The 6000-nt window shown below is 26.7% G+C and carries 4 protein-coding genes and 1 other annotated feature; of the genes, 1 reads left to right on the top strand and 3 read right to left on the bottom strand.

Annotated elements, in window-relative coordinates:
- Nucleotides 1-110: 110 nt before the first annotated feature.
- Nucleotides 111-1286 (top strand): GGDEF domain-containing protein, encoded by a 1176-nt coding sequence (locus KGF38_RS14090; RefSeq protein WP_054276989.1) that lies wholly within the window; start codon nucleotides 111-113, stop codon nucleotides 1284-1286.
- 223 nt (nucleotides 1287-1509) lie between these two features.
- On the opposite strand, the gene KGF38_RS14085 is transcribed toward KGF38_RS14090, so the two are convergent.
- The 3 genes from KGF38_RS14085 to asnS form a co-directional block, all read right to left on the bottom strand.
- Nucleotides 1510-3453 (bottom strand): YARHG domain-containing protein, encoded by a 1944-nt coding sequence (locus KGF38_RS14085; RefSeq protein WP_054270711.1) that lies wholly within the window; start codon nucleotides 3451-3453, stop codon nucleotides 1510-1512.
- Nucleotides 3454-3631: 178 nt separating this feature from the next.
- A complete protein-coding gene (locus KGF38_RS14080; RefSeq protein WP_223195586.1) occupies nucleotides 3632-4093 on the bottom strand; it encodes a hypothetical protein in 462 nt (153 codons plus the stop codon).
- Between the two features lie 176 nt (nucleotides 4094-4269).
- Entirely contained in the window at nucleotides 4270-5667 is a 1398-nt protein-coding gene (gene asnS, locus KGF38_RS14075) for an asparagine--tRNA ligase (protein ID WP_054270713.1), read from the bottom strand.
- A 77-nt stretch (nucleotides 5668-5744) separates the two neighbouring features.
- Nucleotides 5745-5979 (bottom strand) — a binding site (T-box leader).
- Nucleotides 5980-6000: the final 21 nt, after the last annotated feature.

Here is a 6000-nt window from a genome sequence, read left to right as displayed (position 1 = left end):
GTTACACATAATATATTTTGATATAATTAAGTTATTAATAAAGTATTCCAAGTATCTAAGAAAAGAAAAGGAATACTTATTTTTATGTTTTATTTTTAATGGAGGCTTATATGAACTTAGAAAAATTAAAAAAATTTTTTGGATTTCCTCTAGACAAAGAACATAAAGAAAACGTTGAAAAAGAGCTTTGCAATTATCTTTATCATACAGGGAAAATCATTTGTATAATAATAATAATATCCCAAATAATTATGATTATATCAATATCAGCTAGAGAAGGTGGCCCTTTTGCCACTCCAAGACGCCAATGGTATTTTTGTATGTACATAACACTGTTTTCTGTATCTTCAATCTTTATGTTTGTATTTTCTTATCTTTGGAATAAAAAAAAGGAATATTGCACTTTTTATATAAACTTATGGGTAATTTATGTATCTTTTTTCTGCCTATGGGGATGTGTAATTACTCTACTCGACCAATTAGGTGGAAATGACTTAAGTGTATTTAGTTACATTATGTTAGCAGCTGCGGCTTTTTCAGTATTAAAATTCGGAGAATCAATAATAGTTTTTGGTGGATGCTTTTTATTTCTTAACTTTTTCTTACCTGGAATTCAAACTATACCAGGTAATGAATTTAGTAATATCGTTAATACTTTTTTTATAACATCACTTGCTATTTTTGTTTCTACAATGCTATATAGAAGTCGTGTATTTACTTATTATGACAAACTTCTAATTCGCCAACAATATGAGGAAATATATCATATAAATAATTTACTTAATCATAAAGTTATGATAGATGAACTAACTAAAATGAATAATCGTAGATACCTTGAAGATATTCTACAAAAAAAATTAATCAGCTATGCAAATCAAGTACCTATAACTGGAATGATGCTAGATATCGATTACTTCAAGCAATTTAATGATACCTATGGGCATCAAAAAGGAGATTATTGCTTGCAAAGTATCGCTAAAGTAATTTTAGATTTTACAAATTCTGAAAATGCACATGCTATACGATATGGTGGCGAGGAATTTTTTATATGTATTTTCAACTGTGATGAAGAAGATGCTAAACTTAAATCAGAATGTTTACGAAAAATTATAGAAAATTGCCATTTTGAACGTGATGATGTTCCTTCAAAATGTGTAACTGTTAGTATTGGAGTTTATACAAAGAAAATTGAAGAAAAAATAACATTAGAAGAATTTATAAGTTACTGTGATAAAGCTCTATATACTGCAAAAGAAGAAGGACGTAATTGTGTGGAATTTTATTAAAAAATATATAAATAAAAGTATTAATCCTTCATGCTTAAATTTTTCAGGAAAAATTTTTTTATATTTACAGTAAGTAAACACTATTAAATAAACCTATAAATTAGACTTTTAAACTTAAGTCTCACTTATAGGTTTATTATTTTCTGAATATTAATTATTTTGAATTTTAATATTTATAAGCTATACCATTAAATCTAAGTTATATTTTCAAATATATTATTATCTAATTTTCCATTTCTTTAATCAACGAAACATTTTGTTTTTCTATAGAATTTAACACATCTGTATCAGCTCCTATATCATAATCTGGCTGATACCATGATTTATTACTAAAATAACTCTTATATGGCTCTTCTTTAAACACATACCCATATCTTGCAAATATTTCATTTCTTATATAAGCTAACTCTCCTTTGCTATAACCCTCGAGTTCTTCTCTAGTCAAAACTCTTGAATCACTATCATATATAATATAATCATCATCATAACTTACTTCTTTACTTTTTGAGTTAGAATCTGAATTTGAATCACTTTTACTGTTCTTTGTATTATTTTTTTCTTTATCACTCTCATCACTTGTTTTATTATTTATGCTTTTGATAAATTTATCAGCTTCTTCTTTGGAAATTTTGTTAAGTGTACCACTTACTTTGTCAGCTTCTAATGAAATTTCATTACTATTATATCTAGTTACAGACAGTTTTTTATTTGATGAACTATCCTTACTTTTTAATACCATACTATTGCTATCTGAACTTTCTACTTCATATTTAATCGTATAATTACCTTCTTCTTGGTTTTTAGTATAAAGTTTTATTTTATCAGGTTCTTCAAACTCAAATATATTATACTCATCAGCCTTCCAAAAACCACTTAAATCTTTTGGCTCTAGATTTTTAGAATAAATCAATTCATTTTCTAAATAAATCTCTGAGTACTTTTGTATATTACTCATTTCAACTTTATCTTTCTTAGTCTTCATATTATAAAAATGTACTTCCTTATTCTTGCTAGAATATACTATGTTCTCTGAATTAAAGGAATAACCAATCACATCACTTGCTATCTTCTCTTTATCTAAAAATAATTCACCACTTGATTTAATATAAAGTAATTTATCATTATTAATAATAGATAGATTAGAATTTTCTTTCATGTCATTTCCTATTTTTTCTTCTTCTTTATTATCTTTCTTGATATATATGTCACCATCAGAATTTATAAATACAATACCATCATTAATTAAACTTATATAATCAATATCAGATTTTATTTTCTTAGATTCGTCTTTTCCTACTTCTTTTTCATATAATTCATCATCACTATTTATAAAGTAAAATTTATTATTTCTATATCTATAAGACCTAACATCTGATGCTATTTTTTCACTTTTTCCATTTTTATATAAATACAATTCTCCTTTTAAGTCTTTATAATTATACTCACTTATATACATAATATCTTCATCATCAGATTTTACTCCCCATAAATTCGATACATCCGAACTAATCTTAACTTTATCATTTTTATCTAAGCTTTTTAAGTATAAATTATCATCATTATTTATAAATATCACATCGCCTTTATTGTTTATAATATCAAAATTTTTTATATCTGTTGATATTTTTTCTTTATCTCCATTTTCTTTATATAGATATAACTCTTCATCTGTATTAACATAATATATATACTTTCCATCTTGAGATATCTTATATAATACAACATCATTGGCTATTTTTTCTTTGTCTTTCCCATCATACTTTACATACAAAGAATTTTCTGATGATATATATGCCATAGTCTTTGAAGAAGGAATAAATTCATATGAGTTAAGTTCACTAGAAATTAAGTCTGATGCTAATTTTTCCTTTTCTTTTTTTAAATTGTATTTATACAAATTATTCTCTTTATCCTGAATTAATATAGATTGCTCCCCATTTATATAATCTCTCTTTGTATCTATAGGTATATCTGATGCTATTTTTTCTTCATCCTTACCTTGTGTCTTTATATATACATCTGTCATACCATCAGAATTATCCTCATCTCTTTTTAATAGTATAAGAGAATTATCTCTTTTATCCTGACTATTTTTAGAATTATTTTTTGTACAACCTGTGCATATAAGTACCAAACTTAAAACCATAAATAACCATTTCTTAGACATTCTTACTCCCCCTCATATAATAGATAATGTAATAAATATTTTTTATATTTAACATTTTACACATTTTCATACTATAGCCTTATATATTTGTAATATAAAGCTAGCCTACAAATTCATTTATATTTTTTCCATAATTATCTAAAATCACTTTATAGTTTATAGTATATCACAACAAACGTTATCCTATCACATTAACTATAACTACTCCAAAAGCCTTTAATGCTTCTTGAAGTACTTCATTTCCTCCATAAGGATATCCTATGGGATTAAAATAAAGTTTTGAAGTTTTTTCTTCAATCATTTTACAACCTTCTATTGTATAATCACCTATACCAATTTCAGAAAATACAGTTTCAAAATCCCACGGAACAGATTTCAAATACTCTTGTCTTTTTTCTTCATCTAACTGTTTATATTTCTCCCAAAACATTTTATTTTCTTCTTCTGTTGGCCACCAAAAATAATCTAATTCTTCTCTATAATAAAAATCTTCCACTCTTTCTAAAATATAATATTCCAAATCATTAACTTGTACACAATCATTTTTTATACTTGCTATATATGAAAATAAATTCTCAATCCTCTTAAATACTTCAATATTATCAACATTAAATTCAATAAAACAAAATTCACACATCATATTCCCCTCCTAACTTGAATACTTTATACTTATATTGTATTGCAAAATAAAATTAATTAAATCATATGTTTACAAGTACAATAAAAATAACTTGCATATATCCAAACTAGATAATATACAAGTTATTTACTATTTTTATGCTTAAAATTATATAATTGTACTATAATTTATAATTATTAGAATTCAGCATTCTTAGGAGTTCTTGGGAAAGGTATAACGTCTCTTATATTAGACATACCTGTCATATACATAATTATTCTTTCAAATCCAAGACCAAATCCAGAGTGAGTAGCAGTACCAAATTTTCTAAGCTCTAAATACCACCAGTAATCTTCTTCTCTTAATCCCATTTCATGAATTCTATCTAATAAAACGTCTTCTCTTTCTTCTCTTTGAGAACCCCCAACTATTTCTCCAACACCAGGAACTAATAAATCCATTGCTCTAACAGTTTTACCATCTTCATTCATTCTCATATAGAATGCTTTTATATCTTTTGGATAATCAGTTACAAATACTGGACAGTTGTATATTTGCTCTGTTATATATCTTTCATGCTCAGTTTGAAGGTCACATCCCCATTCAACTGGATACTCAAATTCATGACCTGATTCAATTAATAACTCTACTGCTTTAGTGTATGTTATTCTAACAAATTCAGAGTTTACTATCTTATTTAATCTTTCTAATAATCCTTTATCTATAAAACTATTAAAGAATTCCATTTCTTCAGGAGCATTTTCTAAAACATAACTTATAACATATTTTATCATATCTTCTGCAAGTTCCATGTTATCTTCAAGGTCTGCAAAAACTATTTCTGGTTCTATCATCCAGAACTCTGAAGCATGTCTTCCTGTGTAAGAGTTTTCAGCTCTAAATGTAGGTCCAAAAGTATAAACATTTCTAAAAGAAAGTGCCATTATTTCAGCATTTAATTGTCCACTAACTGTTAAATTTGCTTCTTTTCCAAAGAAATCTTGAGTATAGTCTATTTTTCCATCTTCAGTTTTTGGAATATCATTTAAATCCATAGTTGTTATTCTAAACATTTCTCCTGCACCTTCACAGTCACTACCTGTTATGATTGGAGAATGTGCATATACAAAGTTTCTTTCTTGGAAAAACTTGTGTATAGCATATGCAGCTATTGATCTTACTCTAAATACAGCTGAGAAAGTATTACTTCTTGGTCTTAAATGTGCTATTGTTCTTAAGTATTCAAGTGTATGTCTTTTCTTTTGTAGCGGATATGAACTATCTGATTCCCCTTCTACAACTATACTTTTTGCATGTATCTCTACAGGTTGTTTAGCTCCTTCTGTAGATACCAATTCACCTTCCACAAATATAGATGAGCTTATTGCTAATTTTCCTATTTCTTTAAAATTTTCTACTTTCTCATCAAATACTATTTGCATATTCTTAAAAAAGCTTCCATCATTTAACTCTATAAATCCAAAGTTCTTAGATACTCTAGATGTTCTTATCCATCCAGCTACTTTTACAGTTTTTCCTATGTACTGCTCTTTGTCTCTGTACAATTCTTTTACTGTTATAAATTCCTTTTGCATTTTAAATCCTCCTAGTATAATTATTATTAATTTCTTATAAATATAATTTCAATAAAAAAAAGCCCTTCATCCCTATATAAAGGGACGAAAGACTATTACTCTCGCGGTACCACCCTAATTGTCATAAATGACCTCTTAGTTAAGCAATGCTTAAAGCCTATAACGGTGCCTTCCGTCTAAGTCTACTTGCTAAACAAGCTTTCGATTAGAAACTCCAAGATGTTCTTCAATATAAACCTCGTATTGAGCTCTCACCGTCCTCAACTCGCTAAAACTACATTTTATATCTACTCTTCTCTTCACAGTATTTATCTTTTATTATTTCCGCTAATT

It is taken from the genome of Clostridioides sp. ZZV14-6387 (genome assembly GCF_020657835.1).
Lineage (GTDB): Bacteria > Bacillota > Clostridia > Peptostreptococcales > Peptostreptococcaceae > Clostridioides > Clostridioides difficile_A.
The sequence above is the reverse complement of the archived record's forward strand: the minus strand, read 5'-3'. Positions and strand labels throughout refer to the sequence as shown.